This window comes from Ruegeria sp. CE8 (assembly GCF_056537465.1).
On sequence record NZ_JBQFRP010000005.1, the window covers coordinates 22,385 to 45,616 of the forward strand.

Here is a 23,232-nt window from a genome sequence, read left to right on the forward strand (position 1 = left end):
GAACCCGTCGGCGTCAGCTTACGCGCTCTGTCAGGAAACTGTCAAAAACCTTCGCTCAGAATCGACGGCTCTCGGCGCGACTTGCAGTCGCCATTGGGGCAGACCCGACAGCTTGGGCCAACCCTTGTGGCGAATTGCGCGTCCTGTCCCCCTTCTTCCACCGCCCGAACCAGCATGACCGAGTGGTAAACCGGCGCATCGTCATACGCGGACACCGCCTGAGGCCAGGCATAGGCGTAGCAATCAAATTCGGCTGCGGTTCGCCCCAGCTGCACGACACGTTTGCGGATCGGAACCAATGGCCTGCTGAGCGCCTGAAACAACGGCCACAGCGGGCATGCTTCGCCAAATCTGGGCATGGCGAACCCCGGAACGGGCTTGCTGAACAGAATACTTCCGGACGCGTCACAAACCACCAGCCCTGTTGGCCGTCCCAGATATCCTTCGGGCAGCGCGGCCAACCGCCGAAGCACCGTAGCAACATCAACCGAAAACCGAGCTGCCAACCGTAACGGGTCTGGCTCAGCCTCGGTCAGAGCAGTCTGAACTTCGGCCAAGGGCATCGCCCGTGCATCGGCCGCGTAGACATCCAGAAAACTCTTGGTCACAGTTCTTGCTGCAGTTGATTCCAGTTTGCTCAGATCGATATCCGAGCTTGTTCCACCTTCCTCGATCCGAGGGAAATGGTGGCCGTTGGCATCGAAGAACGCCTCAACGTCCTCGCTAGGCACCCCGCGACGGTCTTCGGCAGATTCGGAATCGTCCAGATACGCCACCAATGACTTGGAGCTGTCCGCCAGCCGCTCTGCATCCTGATGCAAGTTGCGGTGGAAACGGTCCTGCCATACGGGCTCGATCTCCTGCGTCTCGGCCAAAATCGCCGCCGTTGAACGAATCGCGGCAGCGGTTGACAGGACCTCATGCATGGACGCGGCCAGGTGCGGGTCGTGGGTCAAACGGTCCGACAAAGTTTCGACAGTGCGCTCCAGCGACACGACTCGCCGGTGCATCTGAGCAAGCACACCTGCCCAACCCGGGAACCGCCCTGCGAATTCCTCGAGCCCGTCAACCTCGGCCTTCTGCCCTACGGCATCTGCTGCGGCTTCGCGCAATGCCGAGATCAGCGTCGCCTCGATCCCCTGCGTCAGCAGCGAAGGCTCAACAGCTAAGGCATTGGCGATATCGACCAGCAGCTTACCCCCGATCCGTCGGCGGTTGTGTTCGATGAGGTTCAGATAAGACGCTGAAATTCCAACCTGCCGCGCAAGCGCGGCCTGACGCAGACCCGCGATCTGGCGTCGCTCACGAATACGGCTGCCCGTCAGCGTATCGCGCATGATCTCGCGCCCATGTTACCCCCACCTTTTCAGAACTCCCTATAGATTTCTAACGCTTAACAGCCAGTTTTCATAGTCTGTTTACAGGCTTCACAAATGTGCCCTCAAGTTCACCTGACATCGCGAACACCCAATTGACTGCCGCACGACCAAAATTGCACCAGCCCCCTTCTATTTTCCCCGAAATCCCGGCACGATACCCAGATGAGCGATCCAGCTTTTGAATATGCCCCCATCGGATTGGTCGAGTTGGAAAACCGCATCATCCGACGTTGCAATCTGCAATTCGCACGCACCTTTGGCGGCGAAGAAGCAGAGTATCGCAATATGCCTCTGCTGCACCTCTACCCGTCGGTCGCAGATTGGGAACGCATTGGTGCCCGCAGCCTGCAAGTGATGCGCGACACCGGGTATTATACCGACGAGCGTGTTATGCGCAGACGCAACGGCGATCTGTTCTGGTGCCGGGCACGCGGGCGATCCCTGACCCCGGATGACCCGTTCCGCCATGGAATCTGGAGCTTTTCTGACATCTCGGAGGAACGCCCCCTCGTCGAGCTGACGGCTCGTGAACGCGAAGTCGCCATAATGTCCTGCCGGGGCATGTCCGCTAAGGAAATCGGAGTGGAACTGGGGCTGAGCTATCGCACAATCGAAGCCTACCGCGCCCGCTTGCTGGAGAAGTTTGGCGCACGTAAACTACCGGAACTGGTGGCAAAACTCTCGGGAATGCCGCTCTAAACGCCTTTCCCTCTCAAAAACTTGGGTAAAACCCCTATCTGACAAGCCGAGACGCGCTTTTCATGACAAGGCGCATGGCTTATAACGCTGCGTAATCAGACCAAAAGCCCGCATGAAATAGACGGGCCAAAGGGGAACCGTCGAGGACACTCATGACAGACACCAAACACGAAGCGGATGTGGCATTCATCAAGGCTCTGGCCGAATTGCTGCGCGAGAACGACCTGACCGAACTGCAGGTCAAGCGTGAATATGGCGAGGAAGACAGCTTGAACGTGCGCGTAAGCCGCATGTCGCAGGTTGCGCCCGCTCCGGTTCAGGTGGCCGTTCCGGCCGCAGCACCGGCACTCGCGGCCGCCCCTGTCGCCGCAGCCGCCGCCCCTGCCGAGGCTCCAGCCGCGCAGGAAGACCCGGCCAGCCATCCCGGCGCCGTTACTTCGCCCATGGTTGGCACCGTCTACATGCAGCCCGAACCGGGCGCGCCTGCGTTCATCAGCGTCGGGGCATCTGTGTCCGAAGGCGACACACTGCTGATCGTCGAGGCGATGAAAACCATGAACCACATCCACGCGCCCAAGTCGGGTACCATCAAGCGCATTTTGGTGGGTGACGGCGACGCTGTGGAATTCGGCACCCCTCTGGTCATCGTTGAGTAAGGCGGGCCCATGTTCGACAAGATCCTGATTGCCAACCGAGGCGAGATCGCCCTGCGCGTCATCCGCGCCGCGCGCGAGATGGGGATTGCGACGGTCGCCGTGCACTCCACCGCCGACAGCGACGCGATGCATGTGCGTATGGCGGACGAATCGGTCTGTATTGGCCCTCCGCCCAGCCCGCAAAGCTATCTGTCCGTGCCCGCGATCATCTCGGCCTGTGAAATTACCGGCGCGCAGGCGATCCACCCCGGCTATGGCTTCCTTTCCGAGAATGCCGAATTCGTGCAGATTGTCGAAGATCACGGCATCACCTTCATCGGCCCCACCGCTGAACACATCCGTGTTATGGGCGACAAGATCACCGCCAAAGATACGATGAAACAACTGGGCGTACCTTGCGTTCCGGGTTCTGATGGCGGTGTCCCCGATCTGGCCACGGCCAAGAAAATCGGTGAGGAATTCGGCTATCCCGTCATCATCAAAGCCACTGCCGGTGGCGGCGGTCGCGGTATGAAAGTCGCGAAAAACGCTGATGAGATGGAAAGCGCCTTCATGACCGCGCGCGCCGAAGGCAAGGCCGCCTTTGGCAATGACGAGGTGTATATCGAAAAGTACCTGACCACGCCGCGCCACATTGAGATCCAGGTCTTCGGCGACGGCAAAGGCAAGGCGGTTCATCTGGGTGAGCGCGATTGCTCGCTGCAGCGCCGCCACCAGAAGGTATTCGAAGAGGCACCCGGCCCCTGCATCACCCCCGAGGAACGCGCCAGGATCGGTAAGATCTGCGCCGACGCCGTGGCCAAGATCAACTATATCGGCGCGGGCACGATCGAGTTCCTGTACGAAAATGGCGAGTTCTATTTCATCGAAATGAACACCCGCCTGCAGGTAGAGCATCCGGTGACCGAAGGTATTTTCGGCGTCGATCTGGTGCGCGAGCAAATTCGCGTCGCCGCTGGCGAGCCGATGTCGTTCGGTCAGGACGATCTGGTAATCAATGGCCACGCCATCGAGGTCCGGATCAATGCTGAAAAGCTGCCGAATTTCTCACCCTGCCCGGGCAAGATTTCAGCATATCACGCGCCCGGCGGTCTGGGCGTGCGGATGGATTCGGCACTGTACGACGGATACTCGATTCCGCCCTACTACGACTCGCTGATTGCCAAACTGATCGTTCAAGGTCGCGACCGGGATGAGGCTTTGGCCCGCTTGAATCGTGCGTTGGGAGAGCTGATCGTGGACGGCATCGATACCACCGTGCCCCTGTTCCACGCGCTGCTACAAGAGCCCGATATTCACAGCGGTGATTATAACATCCACTGGCTGGAACACTGGCTTGCGGCGAATATGGCCCAATAAATCTTTGGGACCAGAGGGCGTTGGCATTCTGGTCCCATGGTGCCCCGCATGAGCCTGACCCCAGAACTATTGCTGCACGGCTATTCGATCGGCATCTTCCCGATGGCCGAGCACCGCGACGATCCTGAACTGTTCTGGGTCGATCCCAAGTTTCGCGGCGTCTTTCCCCTTTATGGCTTCCACATCTCGCGCAGCCTTGCGCGGCGTATCCGAAATTGCGGCTTTGCCATTACCATAAATCACGACTTTTCCGGGGTGGTCGAGGGCTGCGCTGATCGCGCCGACACCTGGATCAACGCCGAGCTACGTGGATTGTACCAGCAACTCCACCAAACTGGCCGCGCCCATTCATTGGAAATTTGGGACGGAGAGGCCCTGGTCGGTGGTGTTTACGGCGTCGCGTTGGGTGGGGCGTTTTTTGGAGAAAGCATGTTTTCACGCCGAACGGATGCCTCAAAAATCGCATTGGCCTATCTGGTGGACCGCCTGCGTCAAACCGGGTTTCGGTTGTTCGACACCCAATTTCTGACCGCTCATCTTGCTTCGTTGGGGGCAATCGAAATACCCCGAACGCAATACCGGCAGGAACTTGAAGAGGCACTTGATGCCAGCGCAGACTTTACGGCAGACGTGAATCAGTCGCCCGAAGGCGTAATACAACGGATCACCCAGACGTCGTAACGCGCATGGTCCAGCGCGTTAAGGGCCGGTGAAGTCGCAATCATCCAGCCGTCAAACAGTTGATCCGTCTTACCTTCTTCCCAAATAGTCAGGTACGCAAAGGCGTCCCCGGTCGGGTTATCCGCTGGGTAACGGCAATCGCCCAATGCAACATCCAAACCAAAAATAGCTTGGGTCTGGCCGTTTTGCATTTCAACGTCGACCGTCTGTCCGCTGACCTTGTCCAGCCCGCGCAGCATTGCGCCGGGACCGGACGTGGCCTTTTGCTGGGCCGTAGCCGCCGTGGCGGTCAGCAGTGCTGCGATCATGGCAAGCCGCTTCATTCGCTTCCGTCTCCGGCCACGAATTTCACCAGCAGGGAAATCAGACTGACCGCGCCCTGCGTGTCTTCGACCTGATCACCCGCTTCGAAATAGAACGGCGAACCGCCCGGCATAACCTCGACAAAGTTGCCGCCCAGCAGCCCTTCGGATGAGATCACAATCGCGCTGTCATCAGGCACCAGAATTCCATCTGAGATCGTGAATGTAGTGTCGGCGCGATAGGTTTCGGGGTTCAGGGTAACGCCCGTTACGGTGCCAATCTTGACGCCTGCAAGGCGCACATCGGTGCCCACTCCCACCCCTTCCAAGGATCGGAATGAGGCACCCAGTTCATAGCCATTGCTGCTTTGCGAAAGGCCGGTAGACTGACTGGCATAGACGCCGAAGGCGATCGCACAAGCCAGAACGGCCCCGCCGACCAGAACTTCGGTTGCATTGTAGGTCGACATTGCGCGCCTCGTGTTATTCCGGGCTCCAGGCTTCATAGTCTGTACGCTCGACCGGGTCCGGGCGGCGCAGAGATCCCGCAGGCGCATAGGCCAGCGCGGTGCCTGTCAGGTTTTCCTGATGTTTTTTTTCCCAGGATTTATGTTTTAGCGGTTTGTCCGTCGGCGGCTCATCCCAGGTGCGGTGAAGCCAGCCGTGCCAGTCCGGGTCAATCCGGCTTGCCTCGGCCTCGCCGTTGAAAATCACCCAGCGCTTGCTGTCGTCGGCATTGCGATAGAACACGTTGCCTTCGTCGTCCTCGCCGACCTTAATGCCCTTACGGGCAGTATAAATCTGCGTGTTCAGGGTGGCTCCGTTCCACCAGGTCACGGCCCGCAAAAGACTGTTCAGGATTCCCATCGGTTGCCTCCGGCATTTCTGTACACGCAGATATGGACCAAAGGCACGCCAAGGTCCAGTGTCACAAGGACCGCACCCCTTATTCTGGCAGAAAGGCGGTAACTTCGATTTCGATCCGGTATTTCGGGTCGATCAACCCGCATTCGATCATTGTTGTTACCGGCGGGTTGGCCCCGAAGGTTTCACGCAGGATCGGCCAGCAGGGTTCAAACTCGAACCGATCCGGCAGCATATAGGTTACACGCACCACATCGGCAAAGCTGGCACCTGCTTCGGCCAAGGCCTTTTCGATTGTGCTTAATGCTGATCGGCATTGTTCGGTGACATCATCACCCTGACCAACCGTACCGGCGACGTGGACCCAGCCCCCGGCGACAACGGCGCGGCAATAACCAATCTTAGCTTCAAATTCACCGCCGGACGAAATGCGTTTGATCGTCATGCTATCCCCCATAAGAAAACGGCGCGGTCAGTGCCGCGCCGTATTTTTGATTTCCGTTTGGCTTTAACCGGCCGAAGCTGATTCCGCCGCATCGGCGTAAATGATCAGAGGTTGCTTGTCCGACGACACTGCCTCTTCGTTCACCACAACCTCGGTCACGTTTTTCATTCCCGGCAGTTCGAACATCGTGTCCAGCAGGATATCTTCGAGGATCGAACGCAGACCCCGCGCGCCGGTTTTCCGTTCGATAGCCTTCTTGGCAATCGATTTCAGCGCATCGTCGGTAAAGGCCAGCTCAGCGTCTTCCAGTTCGAACAGGCGCTGGTACTGCTTGACCAAAGCATTCTTGGGCTTGGTCAGGATGGTGACCAAAGCATCCTCATCCAGATCCTCCAGCGTCGCCAGGACAGGCAAACGGCCAACGAATTCCGGGATCAGACCGAATTTCAGCAAGTCTTCGGGTTCCAGGTCCTTAAAGATCTCACCCACGCCACGCTCATCATTGTCACGCACATCGGCACCAAAGCCCATGGCCGAGCCCTTTCCACGCTGAGCGATGATCTTATCCAGACCCGCAAAAGCTCCGCCACAGATGAACAGGATGTTGGTGGTGTCGACCTGCAGGAATTCCTGCTGCGGGTGCTTGCGACCACCCTGAGGCGGAACGCTGGCGACAGTGCCTTCCATCAGTTTCAACAACGCCTGCTGCACACCCTCGCCCGATACGTCACGTGTGATCGACGGGTTCTCGGACTTACGCGTGATCTTGTCGACCTCGTCGATATAAACGATGCCGCGCTGCGCGCGTTCCACATTGTATTCGCTGGCCTGCAAAAGTTTCAGGATGATGTTCTCGACATCCTCGCCCACATAACCGGCCTCGGTCAGTGTGGTCGCATCCGCCATGGTGAACGGCACATCCAGAATCCGCGCCAGCGTCTGCGCCAGCAGCGTCTTGCCGCAACCGGTCGGACCGATCAGCAGGATGTTGGACTTCGCCAGTTCAATATCGCTGCCCGCCTTCTGTGCGTGGTTCAGACGCTTGTAGTGGTTGTGCACCGCGACCGACAGGACCCGCTTGGCGGTGGCCTGACCGATGACGTAGTCATCCAGCACTTCGCAAATATCTTTGGGCGTAGGCACACCGTCACTGGACTTCAAGCCGCTGGCCTTCGTCTCTTCACGGATGATGTCCATACACAGTTCGACACATTCATCGCAGATGAAAACGGTCGGGCCGGCGATCAGCTTGCGCACCTCATGCTGGCTCTTGCCGCAGAAGCTGCAGTAGAGCGTGTTTTTGCCGTCACCGCCTGAATTCGTCGCCATGTTCTACCTTTCGGGCTTCATCCCTGCGGCCCCTGTCGGGCCGCGATTGCCGCATGTGATTGCAGCTTAGGCCACCACCGGGGCGGCTACAATCTCAAAAATGTTCCCCACGCCCAAGACGTGGGGACTTATTCTCAGGCCTCGTCGCCATCCATTTTGGCGCGATTTTCGACGATTTCGTCGATATGACCCCATTCTTTCGCTTCTTCCGGGCTCATGAAATTGTCACGATCCAGCGCTTTTTCAACCGCCTTTTTCGTCTGGCCGGTATGACGCACGTAAATGTCATACAGGCGATCCTTGAGTTTCTGCGTTTCGGCCGCGTGAATCATAATGTCGCTGGCCTGACCCTGATATCCGCCGCTGGGCTGATGGACCATGATCCGGCTGTTGGGCAGCGAAAAGCGCATTCCCTTCTCACCACCAGCCAGCAGAACCGATCCCATCGAGGCTGCTTGACCGATTACCAATGTCGAACATTTCGGCTTGATATACTGCATTGTATCGTAAATCGACAAACCGCTGGTCACGACGCCGCCAGGCGAGTTGATGTAGATCGAGATTTCTTTGCTCGGATTCTCCGCTTCCAGGTGCAGCAACTGCGCCACGACCAGATGGCTCATCCCATCGTGGATCGGACCGTTGATGAAAATGATCCGCTCTTTCAGAAGGCGCGAGAAAATGTCGTATGCCCGCTCACCCCGGCTGGTCTGTTCGACGACCATGGGAACGAGCGTATTCATATAGGTATCAACGGGATCGAACATGAGAACCTGCCTGTTTTGCTGTGGATCGGGACACTACCCGAAGAAACGTTACCCGAGTCTTAGTGTCGCCACGGGGGGGCTGCAAGGGGGGCAGGATAGATCGCGCTCAACCCGCGCAGGCCAACGGGGCCGAAGTGCCTAAGTAGGCCATGCAGCTGCACAGAACAAAACCTCGGATTGAGGCGATAGAATCTAACTTCCTCATTTCCCATCACATCATTTTGATCCGTGCATATGGAAATTCATGCCCAGAACGTGTAGCAATGCGAACCGCCTTTGCGGACCACTCGAAAAGAAAACACGCGCCCGACACAGGGCCCGAAAGGAATACACCAATGGCTTTGCCTCAGGTATCACAGAATATGACATCTGACGATTTCGACCGGATGGCCGGAAACGCGACCCGCGCATCGAATTTCCTCAAAGCTATCAGTCACGAAGGCCGACTGATGATCCTTTGCCATTTGGTGTCCGGCGAGAAATCTGTGACTGAACTGGAAGACCTGCTGTCCGCCCGTCAGGCAGCGGTCTCACAACAACTGTCCCGCCTTCGTCTGGAAGGGCTGGTGATTCCCCGGCGCGAAGGCAAAGCGATTTATTACCGACTGGCGGACGACAGACCACGTCGCATGCTGGAAGTGGTGTACGAGTTGTTCTGCAACGACGAAAAAAGCTGACACCGCCTTTTTGGGTACTTCCTGATCGCGCGGGTTTGCCTGTGCATATCGTCTGCGGCTCCGCAGCATCGTGTTACCTCGTGCGGCACCATTTCGTTGCGTGCGGGCGACCTGCTGCTCAGCCCCCATTTGAGGCCCCCCACCGAATAGCCGACGTACCCTCTCGTTCATTCGAGCCTGGGGGGCTCGGACGCCGCCACGGTCCGGACGTATTCCAACCAGAATAAAGGCGCGGCAAAATACTGGTTCCTGCATAAGAAAACTGCTACGCAAGTTTCAGAAAAAACACATGGAGGTATTGATGATCCGCGCAATTCTGGTTGGACTCGCCCTGTTTTCTCTCGCCGCATGCGAGACTGCGAAGGGTGCAGGCAAAGACATCGAAAATGCAGGTGACGCCATTCAGGAAGCTGCAACAGACGTCCAGCAGAACATCTAAAGCCTTTCATTATGTTGCGGAGTTGCCGCAATCATACACAAGATATGGTTGATGGCTGTGCCTAAATTCAGTATAGTTGTTGGTACAGGTGCATAGACGCGGTAATGCATTTCTGACACAACCACGGGGTTCTTGTGCACGCACAAGAACCCCGTTCCCGTCTTACGAGGGGGCAGAGTGGTAACCTGATTGAGCCCAAAAGCCCGAAGAAAAAGGAAAAGGCGTCAGGTGCGCAGACGCGGTCTTTGCACGTATCCTCTCGGACACTCCTGACGCCTTGCCGGGTCGATGCGCCCGAGGGACGCTCGATCCAGTTGCCCTGGCCCTGATGCGGGCCACGACCGCTGAGCGACACCCTAAAGTGCCTCACAACACGCATTGACCTTCTGAGAGTCTGTTCACCTGATCGGGGTCAGACACCCAAATCAGCTGACCATCCACCGGTAAGCCTTTGCACATAAACGAAAATCCTGAGATCTACCTTTACTGCGCTGACCCCCTTGGCCTTTGCGTACCACCCAAGTTCCTAAGAACCGTTGCGGTAATCAAACTGTTACATCCGGGTCATAGTCCGGCAAGAAAATAGCACTGCAGCATAAAAATTAGACGGGGATAAAATGTTGATATCCGGCGGGAGAGATTTTTGGATAACTCCGGAAATCGAAACACCGCGCAGTCTTGTAGATGGAAAAGACCAAACGCGAGGCGATCGCCCACTTTTCGGCTCTTTCTGCACCTGCGAAGACCGCCACGCCGCCCATTCGGTGCGGTGTGCTGGATTTGAACACTGCCAAAGGCCCAATCTGTCGAATCGCACAAGCACAGATTCGTCGACTTGTGACGCCTTTCCTTCGACCCGCCGATGTGGAAAAACGCGCACCCTTGGACAACGTCACCAGATTTTGGATTTGATACTTGGTGTCAGGCGGCTAACAAAGCCGAATTAACAGCATTCGCAGGATGCGAAGACCGCGGCCGGACGGTAACACACTACAAGCGAAGTGAGCTGAAGGATCGCGAGATCCAGACGCATCGCACCGAGGAACGCCGCATTCCGACACAAAGCAGTCTGGATCCCATCGCAAGCAGTCACGTTGCCGTCCGACCCGTCTCCTCCCTGTGGAGACGCTGGTTCCGTTTTTTTGAGAAGCGTTCCGACCCGACCGGGATTACCATTTAAGCGCCGCCACACAGTGCAGCCAGTACCCCCTACAGCCGGTCGGGCCGGAAACACTTCAGTTCACCTGTCGTTCCAGAACGGTGCTGTAAGTCGTTCCGTTCCGCAGGCTACGGAAATCGGCATAGATTTTGCCGTCTTCGTACCGCGCATCGATCAACGCATTCGCGCCAATCACCAGCGGTGAAGTCTCAACGATGCCAATCGAACCCGACCCATCCAGGCTAATGGTTCCTGTGGCCTCGTTTTCATTCCAATCGGTGTCGCCATCCCGGCGCCACTTGCTGGGCCCCCAGAAGACATTGTCTTCCTGAATCTGGACATCCAGCATCCATTCCGCCTGATTGAATCGAGGTTCGTCACCCCGTTGTCCAAGGCTGGGCGATACGGTCGTGTAAGACCCTAACCACGTGCCGCGCAGGTCCGGGGTATTGTCGGCCAATGCGGCCGTTCCAAGGGTGAGGGTCGTGGCCAGAGCGGCTGCTCCGGCAGTCAAAAATCTGGTCATGGGCTCTCCTCCGAGTTCATGGCCGTTGCTGGCCTGCTGATCAGATTGGGAGGGAGTGCACAGGATACAACTTACCTAAGGGAAACTTCACAATGAGTTAACTCAACGATCAGACACTCGACGCGTTCAGGGGCACGCAAAACCGCGCGCCCCTGCCCTAACACATCGCTGTTAAACACAATTATTCGACAGTGATGTTTCCACTGATCGTGTTTACGAATTTCATGGTATCGGGATCGGTCAGCGAGGAAAAGGTTCCGCCCCCCGTTGCGCTGGCCCATCCACCCGAGCCTCCGGACACGGTCCAGTCGCCGGTCAGGGCACCGTCTGAACCAAATCCCGTGGCCGTCCAGGTCATAACTGCCTTCTCCCCCGCTGCGGTGTCGAACACGCAGTTGCCGGTGCCCGAGATCCCGGCCCCATTGATCAAAAGCGCACCGAAACATGCCCCGCTTGCCCCTTCCAGTGGATGACCGGCGGCAACTTCGAAACTGTCATATGCGGTCTGCGTGTTCACCACGGCGTGGCCGTCCGAAATTTCGATGACCTTGTTCGAATTCACCCCCATACCCTTGCCCGCTGCATCATACGTTTCCGACTGGGCCGAGGCAGCAAACAGACCGATGGCTAAGGCTGTGACGGCGGTCGCTTGAAAGAACTTGTGCATAATACCCTCTCTTTTCTGAGGTTCGGGCGTTGCAAGCGTTTGAACAATCATTGAATCCGCTTGAACGCGGCTCCCCGTGGTCACAATAACACATCGCGATGTGAGCGTCTAAACTGCGCCCCTGACCTCACCCCACAAGAGCATTGGCAAGCTTACAAATGCCAAACAAACGCCAATCTCAGCCTTATTGGATTATCCATTGGAAGAATCTCCCGCGGATTTGCGTCCATGGTTCACCCCGCTTAATATTCAAAAATTCCAATGTTAAAAGAGGGGGGGGTTATCATGGACAGTCAGGAAATTGGCAAACCGGGAATTCGAGTTCCGCATATCGGTTTTGGCTCGACGGGTATTGGCAGCATCCCGCAAATCTACGGGTACGAGGTTGATGAAGAACGCGCGCGCGAGACCTTGCGGACAATCCTGGCTCAGCCTGGCGGCTTTATTGATACCGCCCGCGGCTATGCACTTGGGCGTAGCGAAGAACGTATTGGGGATGTCATTCGCGAGCTGGGCGGTTGGCCCGAAGGTCGAGTACTTTCTACGAAAATCGACCGCAACATGGAAACCAGCGTTTTCGATGCCTCTCAGGCCCGGCGATCCCTTGAGCAAAGTTTTAAAGCGCTTGGCGTAGACCGCGTGGACATCCTCCACCTACATGATCCGGAATATGCTGGCGACGTGTACGAGATTACACGCGACGGAGGCGCGCTAGACGAGTTGTTCCGGATGAAAGAGGAAGGTTTGGCAACCGCCGTCGGACTGGCAGGCGGAAAGCTGGATGTTCTCATGCCTATGCTCCGCGACCGAGACTTCGACGTTGTGATGACGCATAACCGGCATACACTTGTGAACGTCAACGCAGCACCATTGATTCAACTGGCCAAATCAAAAGGGGTCTCGGTTCTAAATGCCGCGCCCTACGCAGGGGGCGTTCTGGCAAAGGGCAGTGCGCTGCATCACTTCTACGTCTACCGGCCGGCAACAGACGAAACGCTTGCCCCGGTGCGTGAGATTGAGAAAATCTGTGCTCGCCACGACGTCCCGATGGGCGCGCTGGCGCTGCAGTTTTCACTTAGGGACGAGAACATTACCTCAACGGTGTGTGGAGTCACTTGGCCACAACACGTTCGGCAGACAATAGAATGGGCGAATTGGGATATTCCAGAGGTGGTCTGGAATGCGCTTGCCGACCTCGGGCAATCGGAGGCTGACCCAGAGGCAACCTAGTATGCGTCAACAAAGAAAGGAGAGAACGGACAGCCTTAGCTGTCCATCTTCAACGCTGAAATAAACGCCTCCTGCGGGATATCCACCTTCCCGAACTGGCGCATCTTTTTCTTACCCGCCTTCTGCTTGTCCAGCAGTTTGCGTTTCCGCGTGGCGTCGCCTCCGTAACATTTCGCGGTCACGTCCTTGCGCAGGGCCGAGAGGGTCTCGCGCGCGATGACCTTGCCGCCGATGGCGGCCTGGATCGGGATTTTGAACATGTGGCGCGGGATCAGGTCCTTGAGCTTTTCGCACATCGCCCGGCCCCGCATCTCGGCCCGGTCGCGGTGAACCATGGTGGACAGCGCATCGACGGGCTCGTCATTCACCAGCACCGACATCTTGACCAGATTATCCTCAGTATAGCCGGTCATCTGGTAGTCGAAGCTGGCATAGCCCTTGGTCACCGATTTCAGGCGGTCGTAGAAGTCAAACACGACCTCGTTCAGCGGCAGGTCATAGACGACCATGGCGCGGCTGCCCGCATAGGTCAGGTCCAGCTGGATGCCGCGACGGTCCTGGCAGAGTTTCAGCACATCGCCAAGGTATTCGTCGGGCACCAGAATGGTCGCCTTGATGCGCGGCTCTTCGATGTGATCAACCTTGGACGGATCGGGCATGTCGGCCGGGTTGTGCAGCTCGATCATCTCGCCGTCTTTCATGTAGACGTGATAGATCACCGACGGCGCGGTGGTGATGAGCTCGATATCGTATTCGCGTTCGATACGGTCGCGGATGACCTCGAGGTGCAACAGGCCAAGGAAGCCGCAGCGGAAGCCAAAGCCCAGCGCGGCCGAGGTTTCCATTTCGTAGGAGAATGAGGCGTCGTTCAGCGCCAGTTTCTCGATCGCGTCGCGCAGGTCTTCGAATTCGGCGCTGTCGACAGGGAAAAGGCCGCAGAACACCACAGGCTGCGCGGGTTTGAAGCCCGGCAGAGCGACCTCGGTACCGTTGCGGTCATTGGTGATGGTATCACCGACGCGGGTGTCGCGGACCTGTTTGATCGAGGCAGTCAGGAAGCCGATCTCACCGGGACCGAGGCTCTCAACCATCTGCATCTCAGGGCGGAATACGCCGACGCGGTCGACATGGTGCAGGGTGCCGTTCGACATGAACTTGACCCGCATGCCCTTTTTCAGCGTGCCGTCCATGATACGAACCAGAACGATGACACCGAGATAGGCGTCGTACCACGAGTCCACCAGCATCGCCTTGAGCGGCGCGTCCAGAGTACCCTTTGGTGCGGGAAGTAGTTTTACGATGGCTTCCAGCGTTTCGTGGATGCCCTGCCCTGTTTTGGCGCTGACCTGAATGGCGTCGGTCGCGTCGATGCCGATCACATCCTCGATCTGTTCGGCCACGCGGTCACAATCGGACGCGGGCAGGTCGATCTTGTTCAGCACCGGCACGATCTCATGATCGGCGTCGATGGCCTGATACACGTTGGCCAGCGTTTGCGCCTCGACCCCCTGGGTCGAGTCCACAACCAGCAGCGAGCCTTCGACCGCACGCATGGAGCGGCTGACCTCATAGGCGAAGTCCACGTGGCCCGGGGTGTCGATCAGGTTCAGCACATATTTCTCGCCGTTATCGGCGGTATAGTCGATGCGAACCGTGTTGGCCTTGATGGTGATGCCGCGTTCACGCTCGATATCCATGCTGTCGAGCAACTGTTCCTTCATGTCGCGATCCTTAACCGTTCCGGTCTCTTGGATGAGCCGGTCAGCAAGGGTGGATTTGCCATGGTCGATATGCGCGACAATGGAGAAATTGCGGATATGAGCGAGGTCTGTCATGGAACGGGATATGTCCGCAGAATGAAGCCTCGTCAAGCGGTGAAGCGTTGCAGAAAAGGCCGCGATGGTGTCTTTCTGCCCTGTCGCATTTACCTAAAATCAGCGAATGCGTAGGATCATGGCGCTGAATGGCCGACGCACCAACAAGAAAGCAGAGTAAACCTTGGCCAATTATTCCATCTTTGTGCTGGGGGAAAGCCAGCTGTCGATCTCAGTTCCGCAAGGGCTGGATGGCATCAATCAGGGTACGGGTGTTCACCTGATCGGACAGACCATCGAGATTGACACGCGCAATATCACCGAAGTCTTTATCCGGGATGGCGGCAACGACACCACCTTTTCCGATAACGATGGAAATCAGCAGCTGGACGGCGATCAGACGATTGATGGCATCCCCTATTCAGACGGCGCGCGGGTGGAGGCCGAATATGGCATCACCCTGACAGATGGCACGAACACGTGGCAGGCGATTGCATTCAATGTGAACAATTCATCGCCATCCTATGCCACCGTCGAAGGAATCGCCTTTATCGGTGGCCCGGGCGAGTTTCCTCCGGCAGGCGTTACACTAACGGTTGTCGGCACTCAGGAAGGTCCCAGCTTTGCCGTCGACGATTACGTTACCCCAATTTGTTATAGCAGCGGGACCTCGATAGAAACCGACAAAGGCGCCATTCCGATCGAGGCATTGCAACCGGGCGATCTGGTCTGGACGCAGGACAGCGGCTATCTACCTGTGCAATGGGCCGGCTCGCAGGATGTCATTTCGGCAGGGCGTTTCAGGTTGGTTGAGATCCCGACAGGTGTTTTGTCCGCGGTCGCGCCGCTGAAGGTTTCGCAACAGCACAGGATTTTGATCCAGCATCCGCTAGCTGAGCTACTTTTTACGACTCCCGAAGTCTTCATCCCCGCGATCAGCCTCGTCGATGCCGGGATTGCCACGCCGTCAAACCAAAAGACAGCTTGTTATCACCACTTCCTGCTTGAACGCCACAGTGTCATCCGCGCCAACGGAGCCGCATCTGAGAGCCTTTTGGCCGTCTCCCAGCACAAAAGCACGGACCCAGACGGGTTGTTCTTTCCCGACCTCCCCCGGCACCTCCCGGGTACGGCGGAAACCGCTCGGCCCGCTCTGAGGCGCAAAGAGGCCGTGCTATTGTTGCGAAACATCTTGGCCATTGATCCTGAGAACTGTTTGTTTCATACTCCCGCGCAAGCTGAGAGGGGCGTCAGATCCCTCCGGGCAGGCAAAAACGAGGCATGAGCATGAAACAGTTCCTCCTTATCGCACTATGTGCCGCGTCGATTTCGACGATTGCACCGCAGACAGTTGAAGCCGCGCAAATTAAACGTGCATGTCTGGCGTCTGAACGACAGGCAGCAACCCGGGCGCGGTGCAGTTGCATTCAGCAAGTGGCCAACCAAGCACTGACGCGCAGCGATCAGAAAACGGTCGCCAAGTGGTTCAAAGACCCTCATCAGGCGCAAGAACTCAAGATGTCGAAAACCGCGCGCGACGATGCGCTTTGGGATCGATATCAGAACTTCGGCCAAATGGCACAGGCGATCTGCAGCTAAGCTGATCTCAATCCTTGACCTGATCAACGCTGCGCCCCAGAAAAGGCGCAGCGAAAGGTATGTCAAATGGTTATGAAAGGGCTGACCCTGCGTGGTCTCGAAGTGTTCGAGGCTCTGGCGCGGACGGGTTCGGTGGCGCAGGCTGCCGAAATCACGGGGCTCAGCCAGCCATCGGTGTCCCAACAGTTGCGCAATCTGGAAAATGCGCTGGGCACCGATCTGGTGGACCACGGACGACGCCCGATGCGTCTGACGCAAGCCGGGCGCAGCTTTCTGGCGCGAACCGAGGCCATTCTGGCCGAGTTGCAGATAGCCCAGAGCGAGTTGACTGTGATGGACCTGGGTCACCTTGCAACCCTGTCCATCGGCCTGATCGACGACTTCGACAATGACCTGACCCCACGCCTGGCGACACTGCTGGCAGAAAGTCTGACGCGGTCCAAGTTCAAACTGATCACCCTACCCAGCCTTGATCTGTTCGCCGAGCTAGAAGCTCAGCGCCTGCATCTGGTGGTCTCGGCCCACAGCGGCGAAGTGCTGGAGGGCGTCGTCGAGTATCCGCTGGTGCGTGACCCATTTATTCTGGTTACACCCAAAGGGGTTGAGAACGCCATGCAGGAACTGCCCTTCCTGCGCTATGCCCGCGAGCAATTGATCAGCCGCCAGATCGAGGCGCATCTGGCGCGGCAACAGTTGGAGTTCGAAGAGCGTTTCGAAATTGGCTCGCACCTGGCGCTGATGGCAATGGCTGCGCGCGGTCTCGGCTGGGCGATTACAACACCGTTGGGTTATATGCGGGCCGCACGTTTCCACGATGATCTTGAGGCGCACCCCGCCCCGATCGGAGACGTCTCGCGGACGATATCCCTGTTCACCCGCTCCGACTGGTCCGATCAGGTCCCGCAAGAGGTCGCGGGTATGATGCGTCGCCTGATGGGTAGCCAGATCGTCGACCCGGCGCTGGCGCAATTACCGTGGCTGAACAACCGGTTAAAGCTGATGAACTAGCCGCGCAAATGCGCGACAACGCCCTCGACCGCCACCTCGATCAGATCCAGCGCACCGTCGAAATCGCGGGTATAATACGGGTCGGGCACGTGGTCAGCGCCAGCCTGTGGCGCAAAATCCGTCAGTAGACGAACCGGGGTTTCGTTGCCCGCAGGCCGCAAATCCTCGATATCGGCAATATTGTTGGCGTCCATACCAATGATCAGATCGAACCGGTCAAAATCCCCGGCCACGAATTGCCGCGCCCGAAGATCACCCAGGTCAATCCCACGCGCCCGCGCCGCCTTTTGCATCGGACCGTAGGGCGGTTCACCGATATGCCAGCCAGAGGTTCCGGCACTGTCGGTGATGTAGTTGGGCGCACGGGCGCGAAAGACGCCCTCGGCAGCGGGGGAACGGCAGATATTGCCCAGACAGACGAACAGGATACGGTGGGTCATGAACCACGGTGTAACGCGAAGGGCTGAGATGGAAAAGATCGTCATTCTGACAGGGGCCGGGATTTCCGCCGAAAGCGGGCTGGGCACGTTCCGCGACGAAGGCGGCCTATGGGCCCAGCACCGGATCGAAGACGTTGCCACCCCCGAAGGGTTCGCCCGCGATCCGGCGCTGGTACACGAATTCTATAACGCCCGCCGGGTGCAAGCTGCCAAGGCGCAACCCAACGCAGCGCACGAAGCGCTCGCGCGGTTGCAACGTGACTGGCCCGGCGAGGTTGTGATCGTTACCCAAAACGTCGACAGCTTGCACGAAAGCAGTCGTGCCAGGGACGTAATTCACATGCACGGCACGTTGGCAGGCGCGCTCTGCGCTGCCTGCGGCCATCGTTGGACCGCACCACCCGAAATGGCCGTGGCGGAACCCTGCCCCGCCTGCGCGGCCCCAACGGCGCGACCGGATGTGGTCTGGTTCGGAGAGATGCCTTACCACATGGATAACATTTACGACCATCTGGCCGGGGCTGGTCTGTTTGCGGCCATCGGCACTTCAGGTCAGGTCTATCCTGCGGCGGCCTTCGTACACGAAGCCGCGATGTCCGGCGCCAGAACAGTTGAACTGAATCTCGACCCGTCAACCGGCGCGTCGAGTTTCGACGAAGTCATACTGGGCCCTGCCACCGAAACCGTTCCGCGCTGGGTCGACCGGTTATTGGGCCAACGCTAAGGCAAAATCCGCAGACACGGGCCGGATTTCCTGTTTATAGTAAAGGCGTAACAAGCTGGGAGACCCAGATGACAGACCCCCAAAACCAACAAGGCGAAATTCTTGACGATGGTACCCTTGATGGTCGTGATGCCCTTGGGAATCAGCTGACCGATCTTTGGTGGACATTCCTTCTGCGCGGGATATTGGCCGGTGCGCTGGGGATTGCCGCCCTGTTCTGGCCGACAGGTAGTATCGCGTTGTTGCTACGGCTGGTTGGGGTTCTTCTGGTTCTCGACGGCGGCCTGACCTTACTGGGCTTTGGGCGGCGCGGGCTGATCGGAGGCTTCGGTGTCGGCGCCCTATTGATCGGGCTGGTTCTGCTGATCTGGCCCGAGGGCGTTGCCCGCCTGGCGTTTTTCCTGCTGGGTGCCTGGGCATTGATCGTCGGCATCGGCTCCTTGATGGCGTGGCGGCAAATGTCGGGGGACCACCCTGATGCCCCAACAGTGCGCAACTCGGGAATCGTTGCCCTTGTGATCGGCCTTGTGCTTTTGTTCTGGCCCGGCAGTGGCATGGTGGCTCTCGGTTGGGCAATCGCTTTCTCTGCACTCGCCTTTTCCGCAGTCATGCTCTGGCTGGCAATGCGCTTCAAACGCGCCCATGACCGCGTGGCCATGCGGGTAGTCAATCGCTGATCTCAGTCCCACAAGGACAACAGGCCGGGTAAAACCCGGCCTGGCGCATGGATGTCGGCGGCAAATCGGCCCGAAGACGGGCGTCGCTTCAGTTGGAATGCGTGCCGTGACCGCCAGCATCCTGACGCTCGAAATCGACAGGAACCTCGATCTCTACTTCGCCGGCATTCTCAAAGATCAACGTCACGGGAACCATCCCGCCTTGCTCGAACGGGGCCGTCAGGCCCATGAACATCACGTGGTCACCGCCGCGTTTCAGCATGTGGGTCTCACCGGCAGGAATGGCGAACCCTTCCTCGACGTGGGTCATCTTGGCCACGCCATTATCGTCAACAATGTGGGTGTGCAATTCGACCCGTGCAGCAGCTTCCGATTCCACACCGATCAGCCGATCATCGGCATCCCCGGTGTTTTGAATCATCATGAAGGCCGCACCCGTCTTGGCCGTCTTGCCCGATGACCGGGCATAGGCATCGTCAACGGTGATCGTATCCTGCGCAAAGGCAGCAGTGGCAAGTGTTGCAGCGGCCAGGGTAGCCAGAAGTTTGGATGTGAGGGACATAGCGCCTCTCCTGTATTAAGTGTCTGATAGGGTAAGGAAACGGTTCAGACATCTATTGGAGGCGCACGGGCCGGCTTGGACGGGACCGGCAGAGCGATCAGATTGTCCGCCTCGCGCCGAGGTACCGGACGGTCGTTTTCGGGTGCAATCGGCAGCACTGGTTCCGCGACGGCTACCGCGCCCAACAGGGTCAGCGTATAATCCGGGCAGAAATGGGGAGGCTGAGTTGGCTGCCCCTCGGCATCCATATAGACCACAACCGGTCCGGAGCCTGTGCAAAGCACCATCTGCCCGACGGCCCGATCCATTCCGCGCGATGCCGAAACGCCCTGCCCCGTCAGAATGACGAGCAGCGATAGCACAACGGGCAGGAATCTATTCAGAAAAAGCTTCATCCTGCCCCCGATATAGGCCAGAGACAAAGCGGGCTTCAAGCGCAATCAGACGCGCATGAAGCCCAGGGCTGGGAGGACAGTGTCAGCGATCCGGTTCCGGACGTTTGACGGACCCTTTGGTCAGGCTGGTGTGCAGCCGATTCACCTGACGCTGCATCCGTAGACATGTCCCAACTGACTTGCCGAAAAATGCGGCCAACAGGGAGAACGCGTTGAAAGACTTGAAAGACATGAGAATTAACTCCGCCAGATGAATATGACTAAACATAAGATGGCGGACGCAAGTTGTATGTGAACAATATCACCTAAACCGAAAATTTAATTCCATTTTAAGAACAGATACCCAGCAAACAAAAAAGGCCCTGCACCGGGTGGTACAGGGCTTAAATTCTTTCAGGAAAACAGGATTAGGCCGAAGCTTGCGCCTTGGCGATTTCCTTTTTCACTTTCAGTGCGTTGTCGGACAGTTCTTCGTCCTTGGCTTTGGCCAGGAACGCGTCCAGACCACCACGGTGGTCCACCGAACGCAGTGCAGCCGCAGAGATGCGCAGCTTGACGCCACGGCCCAGGGTTTCCGACTGCAGTGTAACGTCGTTCAGGTTAGGCAGAAAACGACGACGAGTTCTGTTTTTGGCGTGGCTGACATTGTTGCCAGTCATCGGGCCTTTTCCGGTCAGTTCGCAACGGCGCGACATGGTTTCTTCCTTTGTTTCTGGTGGCCAGGTATTACACCTTCGGCCAAATCACAAGGGGCGCAACCCGAAGTCGCGCCCGAAAACTGGTTGGATGCGTGTAGTGGGAATCGCTGGCGGGGTCAAGCCATATGCCACGCTTTCACGACGCCAAGTTTTTATTTTGGACTGCAACGCGTTTCAATGCGTGTTCTTCCAGCCCCAGCCGCCCGGAAATTGCCGCTGGAACAGCCAAAACGCTCCCAGTAGCGAGGTTTTTTCGGACGCGCGGCCCGATGTAGCCGGATGCCCCTTTTCAAGTGATAGTCGCTGCCGTGCAACAGCTTTTGCAACCTGGCGTATCGGCCACTTTGCCGGATCACTGAAGTTGCCGAATGGCCTCCGAAACACAGCCTCGCGATTTCCATCGCCGGGAATGCCCCCCCCCTGGATCATCGTCGCGTTCAACAAATTGGCCCGATTGAACGGATCAACCTGATTGGGGCCCTGTACAGAATGCCTACAACTCGACAACGCCCCGAGATCGGGATCGAACTCTTTCGCCTATTTTTTGAACCGCCAGTCAAACGGAACGTGATCTTCGCAAATTGAAAGCTGGGAGGAAAACGGCAACAAGTAACGTTAGGTTCAGCGCCCATGCGAGGCGCAGGCCGGCATATCCGCCCATTGAAAAACCCGTCGCCGATACGTGTTCCAAAATCGGCGCCAATTTTGAAAGGCAGGCTTTAAGTGCGGTCGTTTCAGAGTTGACGTACCAATCGTTCCGGCGAGATCGCCCCGGATTCATGAGTGAGGTGCGTAATCAATCTCCGTCGAAAACGCTGTCTTGCCGCACACTTCGTCCACCCTGATAATTGAACGACTGGGCCGCCAACCCGGTGTTCGGCACATCGAAGTGCGCGAGACGAGCCGCCCTTTCCGCACTGATGAATATCGCAGCTCAGCCGACCCGCACCAGCGGCTTTTTGTTCTTGAGGTGCCGGGCGACCAGTTGTGCCTGTTGACGTCCTTTTGGAATAAAGCGCGCCGGGTTTGGATTGCGATTCACATCTGCCAACTCCGGAAAAATATCGAATATCTCACACCTCGCCTCGGGGCTGAGGGCCTTAAGCGCCTCGGGTCCGGTAAACAGGCTTTCGCTCGGGGCATCTTCGGCAAAAACAATCTCGTGCCGATCAAAAAGCAGGTGGTAGTATTCGACATTGTCGACCGTTTCATCGACGAATATTCCCGGCAATGCGGTCAGCTTGATCGCCGGAATCAGGACCTCGGAGGCTCCGAACATCCGCTTGGCGATTTTCGACTGTACCAGCATCCTGTGTTGCCGTGAGACCAGCAGATCGCGATCCGGCAAACCACCGCCCAACGCGCCGGCCAGGATACGCACGGGGCGCCGTTTGGGGTCGTTTGCAAGCTCACTGGCCATAAACACACGGCGTCCGATCCAGCGGATGGGTTGCAATCCGTTCCCCTGCGTCGGGATCAGGTCTCCGGTCCGAAGATCCTGAATTCGGGTTGATCCATGTTGCGTCCGGATAAGAGTGTCCCGTGTAAAACAGAGAAACCCGGTCCCGGATTCAAAGCCGCTGTAGGTGGTGACAATCCCCGAGGGCAGTTCGAAGGTGCCGCTGGAAAGTGAGTATGATACCCCGTCGACAACAGTGAACGTTCCGAAATTGGCGTCGGTGACGACTGTTCCAACTGGCAAGTTGAGCGCGTCCTGCCCGGAACCGCCACTGACATCCCCGGTGACCTCGGTGCGGATGAAGTTAAGGGTGTCATTGCCCTGACCCAGACGGATGTTGCCAATCAGCGCGTCATAGACTGTGACCGTGTCCGAATTGCGCCCGGCGTTGAGCTGCCCGCCGATCTCGGCATTCACAATCGTGATGTCGTCATTTCCGCCGTTGCCGCGAACGTCACCGGAAATCGTGCTGCTGACCACGTTGATCTGATCGTCGCCGCCGCGACCGCGGATATCATCAATAGGCGAGCCCTCGGGCGAGCCGTTCAGCGTCCCTTGGTTGCCCGTGACGTCAATATTGTCGGCACCATTTGTCCCTCTGATATCGGGCATGTTCGGCGGCCTCCGGTGCGCTCATCTTGCGGTTCGCGCAAATTTGGACCTACAGCCCCCCCTCT

At 57.7% G+C, this 23,232-nt stretch carries 28 protein-coding genes; 12 read left to right on the forward strand and 16 right to left on the reverse strand.

All coding sequences use genetic code 11. The annotated features are described in order from the left end of the window. Positions 1 to 41 precede the first annotated feature (41 nt). Positions 42 to 1,337, reverse strand: a complete 1,296-nt coding sequence (locus tag ACR0AA_RS10125) for a helix-turn-helix domain-containing protein (protein WP_480755938.1) — start codon at positions 1,335 to 1,337, stop codon at positions 42 to 44. 204 nt (positions 1,338 to 1,541) lie between these two features. On the opposite strand from ACR0AA_RS10125, the gene ACR0AA_RS10130 reads away from it, so the two are divergent. The 4 genes from ACR0AA_RS10130 to aat all read left to right on the forward strand — a co-directional run bounded on the left by ACR0AA_RS10130 (position 1,542) and on the right by aat (position 4,774). Beyond that, entirely contained in the window at positions 1,542 to 2,078 is a 537-nt protein-coding gene (locus ACR0AA_RS10130) for a LuxR C-terminal-related transcriptional regulator (RefSeq protein WP_480663349.1), read from the forward strand. A 152-nt stretch (positions 2,079 to 2,230) separates the two neighbouring features. Then, positions 2,231 to 2,734, forward strand: coding sequence for an acetyl-CoA carboxylase biotin carboxyl carrier protein (gene accB, locus ACR0AA_RS10135; protein WP_480663347.1), 504 nt, complete (start codon positions 2,231 to 2,233; stop codon positions 2,732 to 2,734). Positions 2,735 to 2,743: 9 nt separating this feature from the next. Further along, positions 2,744 to 4,093, forward strand: a complete 1,350-nt coding sequence (gene accC, locus ACR0AA_RS10140) for an acetyl-CoA carboxylase biotin carboxylase subunit (protein WP_480663345.1) — start codon at positions 2,744 to 2,746, stop codon at positions 4,091 to 4,093. A 48-nt stretch (positions 4,094 to 4,141) separates the two neighbouring features. Beyond that, a complete protein-coding gene (gene aat, locus ACR0AA_RS10145) occupies positions 4,142 to 4,774 on the forward strand; it encodes a leucyl/phenylalanyl-tRNA--protein transferase (protein ID WP_480663343.1) in 633 nt (210 codons plus the stop codon). Here aat and ACR0AA_RS10150 read toward each other — a convergent pair. The 6 genes from ACR0AA_RS10150 to ACR0AA_RS10175 all read right to left on the reverse strand — a co-directional run bounded on the left by ACR0AA_RS10150 (position 4,729) and on the right by ACR0AA_RS10175 (position 8,481). Then, on the reverse strand, positions 4,729 to 5,097 hold the full coding sequence (locus tag ACR0AA_RS10150; protein ID WP_480663341.1) for a DUF2155 domain-containing protein: 369 nt from the start codon (positions 5,095 to 5,097) through the stop codon (positions 4,729 to 4,731). The genes aat and ACR0AA_RS10150 overlap by 46 nt on opposite strands. Further along, a complete protein-coding gene (gene mlaD, locus ACR0AA_RS10155; protein WP_480663339.1) occupies positions 5,094 to 5,546 on the reverse strand; it encodes an outer membrane lipid asymmetry maintenance protein MlaD in 453 nt (150 codons plus the stop codon). The genes ACR0AA_RS10150 and mlaD overlap by 4 nt, the downstream gene beginning before the upstream one ends. Before the next feature lie 13 nt (positions 5,547 to 5,559). Further along, a complete protein-coding gene (locus ACR0AA_RS10160; protein WP_480663337.1) occupies positions 5,560 to 5,943 on the reverse strand; it encodes an NADH:ubiquinone oxidoreductase subunit NDUFA12 in 384 nt (127 codons plus the stop codon). Between the two features lie 79 nt (positions 5,944 to 6,022). Then, entirely contained in the window at positions 6,023 to 6,385 is a 363-nt protein-coding gene (locus tag ACR0AA_RS10165) for a RidA family protein (RefSeq protein WP_480663335.1), read from the reverse strand. A 63-nt stretch (positions 6,386 to 6,448) separates the two neighbouring features. Beyond that, positions 6,449 to 7,714, reverse strand: a complete 1,266-nt coding sequence (clpX, locus tag ACR0AA_RS10170) for an ATP-dependent Clp protease ATP-binding subunit ClpX (protein ID WP_058282413.1) — start codon at positions 7,712 to 7,714, stop codon at positions 6,449 to 6,451. 134 nt (positions 7,715 to 7,848) lie between these two features. Beyond that, complete coding sequence (locus tag ACR0AA_RS10175) at positions 7,849 to 8,481, reverse strand: ATP-dependent Clp protease proteolytic subunit (RefSeq protein WP_480428421.1); 633 nt, start codon at positions 8,479 to 8,481, stop codon at positions 7,849 to 7,851. Between the two features lie 335 nt (positions 8,482 to 8,816). On the opposite strand from ACR0AA_RS10175, the gene ACR0AA_RS10180 reads away from it, so the two are divergent. After that, complete coding sequence (locus ACR0AA_RS10180) at positions 8,817 to 9,158, forward strand: ArsR/SmtB family transcription factor (RefSeq protein ID WP_239336163.1); 342 nt, start codon at positions 8,817 to 8,819, stop codon at positions 9,156 to 9,158. 301 nt (positions 9,159 to 9,459) lie between these two features. Next, positions 9,460 to 9,597 carry an entericidin A/B family lipoprotein gene (locus tag ACR0AA_RS10185; protein WP_239336160.1) on the forward strand — a complete coding sequence of 46 codons (138 nt, stop codon included), beginning with the start codon at positions 9,460 to 9,462 and terminating at the stop codon, positions 9,595 to 9,597. Between the two features lie 1,235 nt (positions 9,598 to 10,832). Here ACR0AA_RS10185 and ACR0AA_RS10190 read toward each other — a convergent pair. Both ACR0AA_RS10190 and ACR0AA_RS10195 read right to left on the reverse strand, forming a co-directional pair. Next, positions 10,833 to 11,282, reverse strand: a complete 450-nt coding sequence (locus tag ACR0AA_RS10190; protein WP_480663333.1) for a hypothetical protein — start codon at positions 11,280 to 11,282, stop codon at positions 10,833 to 10,835. Positions 11,283 to 11,463: 181 nt separating this feature from the next. Next, positions 11,464 to 11,949, reverse strand: a complete 486-nt coding sequence (locus ACR0AA_RS10195) for a hypothetical protein (RefSeq protein ID WP_480663331.1) — start codon at positions 11,947 to 11,949, stop codon at positions 11,464 to 11,466. 285 nt (positions 11,950 to 12,234) lie between these two features. Here ACR0AA_RS10195 and ACR0AA_RS10200 point away from each other — a divergent pair, with 285 nt between their 5' ends. Next, positions 12,235 to 13,179 (forward strand): aldo/keto reductase, encoded by a 945-nt coding sequence (locus tag ACR0AA_RS10200; protein WP_480663329.1) that lies wholly within the window; start codon positions 12,235 to 12,237, stop codon positions 13,177 to 13,179. A gap of 35 nt (positions 13,180 to 13,214) precedes the next feature. Here ACR0AA_RS10200 and lepA read toward each other — a convergent pair whose 3' ends face one another. Continuing rightward, positions 13,215 to 15,014, reverse strand: a complete 1,800-nt coding sequence (gene lepA, locus ACR0AA_RS10205; RefSeq protein WP_480663327.1) for a translation elongation factor 4 — start codon at positions 15,012 to 15,014, stop codon at positions 13,215 to 13,217. Positions 15,015 to 15,177: 163 nt separating this feature from the next. Here lepA and ACR0AA_RS10210 point away from each other — a divergent pair, with 163 nt between their 5' ends. The 3 genes from ACR0AA_RS10210 to ACR0AA_RS10220 all read left to right on the forward strand — a co-directional run bounded on the left by ACR0AA_RS10210 (position 15,178) and on the right by ACR0AA_RS10220 (position 17,600). Then, positions 15,178 to 16,278, forward strand: a complete 1,101-nt coding sequence (locus ACR0AA_RS10210) for a Hint domain-containing protein (RefSeq protein ID WP_480663325.1) — start codon at positions 15,178 to 15,180, stop codon at positions 16,276 to 16,278. 2 nt (positions 16,279 to 16,280) lie between these two features. After that, complete coding sequence (locus ACR0AA_RS10215; RefSeq protein WP_480663323.1) at positions 16,281 to 16,592, forward strand: hypothetical protein; 312 nt, start codon at positions 16,281 to 16,283, stop codon at positions 16,590 to 16,592. Positions 16,593 to 16,658: 66 nt separating this feature from the next. Continuing rightward, positions 16,659 to 17,600, forward strand: a complete 942-nt coding sequence (locus tag ACR0AA_RS10220; RefSeq protein WP_480663322.1) for a LysR family transcriptional regulator — start codon at positions 16,659 to 16,661, stop codon at positions 17,598 to 17,600. Here the strand turns inward: ACR0AA_RS10220 and ACR0AA_RS10225 are convergent. Then, positions 17,597 to 18,040: a low molecular weight protein-tyrosine-phosphatase gene (locus ACR0AA_RS10225; protein WP_480663320.1), complete on the reverse strand. Its 444-nt coding sequence runs from the start codon at positions 18,038 to 18,040 to the stop codon at positions 17,597 to 17,599. The two genes, ACR0AA_RS10220 and ACR0AA_RS10225, sit on opposite strands and share 4 nt — an antisense overlap. 28 nt (positions 18,041 to 18,068) lie before the next feature. Between ACR0AA_RS10225 and ACR0AA_RS10230 the strand changes: the two genes are divergently transcribed. Both ACR0AA_RS10230 and ACR0AA_RS10235 read left to right on the forward strand, forming a co-directional pair. After that, positions 18,069 to 18,764, forward strand: coding sequence for an NAD-dependent deacylase (locus tag ACR0AA_RS10230; protein WP_480663410.1), 696 nt, complete (start codon positions 18,069 to 18,071; stop codon positions 18,762 to 18,764). A gap of 68 nt (positions 18,765 to 18,832) precedes the next feature. Continuing rightward, on the forward strand, positions 18,833 to 19,441 hold the full coding sequence (locus ACR0AA_RS10235) for an HdeD family acid-resistance protein (protein WP_480755939.1): 609 nt from the start codon (positions 18,833 to 18,835) through the stop codon (positions 19,439 to 19,441). Positions 19,442 to 19,529: 88 nt separating this feature from the next. On the opposite strand, the gene ACR0AA_RS10240 is transcribed toward ACR0AA_RS10235, so the two are convergent. The 5 genes from ACR0AA_RS10240 to ACR0AA_RS10260 form a co-directional block, all read right to left on the reverse strand. Further along, positions 19,530 to 20,003: a copper chaperone PCu(A)C gene (locus ACR0AA_RS10240; RefSeq protein WP_480755940.1), complete on the reverse strand. Its 474-nt coding sequence runs from the start codon at positions 20,001 to 20,003 to the stop codon at positions 19,530 to 19,532. 44 nt (positions 20,004 to 20,047) lie between these two features. Next, positions 20,048 to 20,398 carry a hypothetical protein gene (locus ACR0AA_RS10245; protein ID WP_480755941.1) on the reverse strand — a complete coding sequence of 117 codons (351 nt, stop codon included), beginning with the start codon at positions 20,396 to 20,398 and terminating at the stop codon, positions 20,048 to 20,050. Between the two features lie 82 nt (positions 20,399 to 20,480). Further along, entirely contained in the window at positions 20,481 to 20,630 is a 150-nt protein-coding gene (locus tag ACR0AA_RS10250) for a hypothetical protein (RefSeq protein WP_480663312.1), read from the reverse strand. Positions 20,631 to 20,805: 175 nt separating this feature from the next. Beyond that, positions 20,806 to 21,093 carry a 50S ribosomal protein L28 gene (rpmB, locus tag ACR0AA_RS10255; protein ID WP_170473488.1) on the reverse strand — a complete coding sequence of 96 codons (288 nt, stop codon included), beginning with the start codon at positions 21,091 to 21,093 and terminating at the stop codon, positions 20,806 to 20,808. A gap of 937 nt (positions 21,094 to 22,030) precedes the next feature. Beyond that, positions 22,031 to 23,167 (reverse strand): Hint domain-containing protein, encoded by a 1,137-nt coding sequence (locus ACR0AA_RS10260; RefSeq protein WP_480663310.1) that lies wholly within the window; start codon positions 23,165 to 23,167, stop codon positions 22,031 to 22,033. Between the last annotated feature and the right edge of the window lie 65 nt (positions 23,168 to 23,232).